This is a genomic window from Brunnivagina elsteri CCALA 953, assembly GCF_002289455.1.
Lineage (GTDB): Bacteria > Cyanobacteriota > Cyanobacteriia > Cyanobacteriales > Nostocaceae > Brunnivagina > Brunnivagina elsteri.
Genome location: NZ_NTFS01000635.1, coordinates 1 through 2,456 on the forward strand (window position 1 = coordinate 1; position 2,456 = coordinate 2,456).

The following is a 2,456-nucleotide window of genomic DNA, read 5'->3' on the forward strand; positions in this document are numbered from 1 at the left end:
CCCTAGCCCTCCCCTTATTAAGGGGAGCCACTTGCGTGCGGGGGTTCCCCCCGTTGAGCAAAGTGGCGTGAGGGAACTGGATTTCTAATTTCTCTCTTTTATAAAGGGGGATTAAGGGGATAATTCCAATATGTCATGGGGGGGAAAACAGACTTATTTGAGAAAGGGTTTGAATGACTAACTCAATAATGCTCCTGTTTCTTGCAATGCATGTAATCTGTGATAAATTCCACCGTGACGCAATAATTCCTCGTGACTACCAACTTCGATAATACGTCCTTGATCTAAGACTACTATCTTATCGGCTTCCCGAACCGTACTCAAACGGTGAGCAATGATGATTGTAGTACGGGTTCCTTGGAGCGATCGCATTGCTAGTTGAATCGCTCTTTCTGATTCATAATCTAAGCTGGATGTGGCTTCGTCGAATACTAAAACGTCGGGTTCGACTAACAAAGCACGGGCAATTCCTAAACGCTGTCTTTGTCCTCCCGAAAGTCTCACTCCCCTTTCCCCAACGACGGTATAATACCCATTGGGAAGGACTCTTATCACTTCGTCTAAACGGGATATGCGACTAGCTTCTTCGACTTCGGCAAAGGTTGCATCTGTTCTCCCATACCGCAGGTTATCAAGTACGGTTCCATTAAATACGTCTACTTCTTGGTGAACTATAGCCAAACGACGACGGTAGTTTCCCACATCTAAGTTGCGGATATCTTCACCATCAATCAGGATTTTGCCTTGATTGGGTTCAAAATACCGTAGTAATAATTTTACCAGTGTAGACTTCCCAGAACCGGAACGTCCAACTAATGCAACGGTTTCATATGGTTTAATCAAGAGATTAATATCATGCAAAACATGACGATTTTCTTCGTAACCGAAACTCAAGCCGGAAAATTCGACTTTCCCTGTAAATTTGTATGGTTTTTGTGCTGTTTCTCGTACTTCTAAAAGTCCCTGAGAATCCACTCCCGATGGTGTTTGTAAAAATTCGTGAAACCGCAACATCGAACTAATTCGACGGGCAAATATTTCTGCCAGGTTACTGATAGGTTCTAACTCCGCATAAGCCATACTCGCGAGGGTATAGGTCATAATAAAATGACCTAATGATATTCTCCCATTTACCGTTGCTGCTAAGGTGAAACCAAACACTACAAACACACAAATTTGAATCATTGTGCGTTGAATTGTGCTGAGTTTTGTGTATCCTCGGTGAATGCGATTGTCAATAACAATAAACTCCCGTTTTAAGCGAATTGCTTGCCGTTTTAATTCTTGTGATTCGGTTGCAAATGCTTTGACTGTTTTGATATTACTGATAATTTCGGAAGTCCGACTTTCGGTATCTTCCATATATTTATCTAACCGCTCTTCATGCCAAATTAACTGACGTAATTTCTTCAGGGTTAAACCTAAAATCACGACAAAGGAAATCAGATATAAAACCGCAATTCGCCATTCAATAAATAAAATACAGACAAAAATTCCCAAAACTCTCACTAATTTAGGAATCATTTGTCCAGCAATTTCTGGATAAGTCCAAGTGTGATTCGCTAAACCTCGTGCTACCCTTCCGGCAATTCGACCAGGGTTATTTTCATCATAATATTCTAAAGGTAAGGTGAGAATTTTTGCGATCGCACTTTCTGTTTTATCCCTTCTTGATTTCAAAGCAATATCCCAGTGAAACCACACGGTTAACCAGGGTTGTGTTGGTGCCCGAACTACTGTCACAAGGAAAATTATTCCTAGTAATATTCCCAATGATAGAGGTTTATCAACTGGTGAATTGGTAATACTAGCAAATTTGGAAATAAATCCTGTAAGTGGTTTATCTAATGCTTGATTGGACAAGATATTCAAAATCTGCCCAATCGCATACGGTACAACTAAATCAATTAATTCGTAAACACAAGCTGCCCCAATACTAAAAATACTCAATTTCCAGTACGGGCGGAAATATTCGATGATGTCTTTAATTTGTGCCATGATGCACACTGTTAACCTGTGAAGGTTTGAGCTTCTAAGATTATAGATACTACATGATGTATTATGCAGTAGTCAAGTGGTTAAGTAACCAGACAGAATTAATTACAATACTGATTCTTTACTAGGCAAGAATTTCAGCCCGAATTTTGTGTAATTAATTGTGTTCAACTACTTATGAAAAAACAAGGATTTCGGGCAACGCAGAATTAAATTCGGTCGATGTCTATTTTTTTCACGTCCAAAATCGCGATCGCGCGCACAATTTTCCAACTGCAAATATTGCAACTATAGTCAATTAGTAATATCAAGTAATTATTTTTATTCTTTCGTTATCTACATCACTCTGTGTTTGTTAATATACGCAATTTATGTAACTTAAATACATAAAAATCACTTTTTATATGAAGTTATATTATTCTAATAAGATTAATTCTCAGTTATTTAACACAATTACAGTG

The 2,456-nt window shown here is 38.6% G+C and carries 1 protein-coding gene; it reads right to left on the bottom strand.

The window, feature by feature from the left end:
* Nucleotides 1-177 precede the first annotated feature (177 nt).
* Nucleotides 178-1,998: an ABC transporter ATP-binding protein gene (locus tag CK510_RS29340; protein ID WP_095724980.1), complete on the bottom strand. Its 1,821-nt coding sequence runs from the start codon at nt 1,996-1,998 to the stop codon at nt 178-180.
* Between the last annotated feature and the right edge of the window lie 458 nt (nt 1,999-2,456).

Coding starts and splice junctions, on each gene's coding strand:
- CK510_RS29340 (WP_095724980.1), bottom strand. CDS start 1,998: ATGGCACAAATTAAAGACATCATCGAATATTTCCGCCCGTACTGGAAA.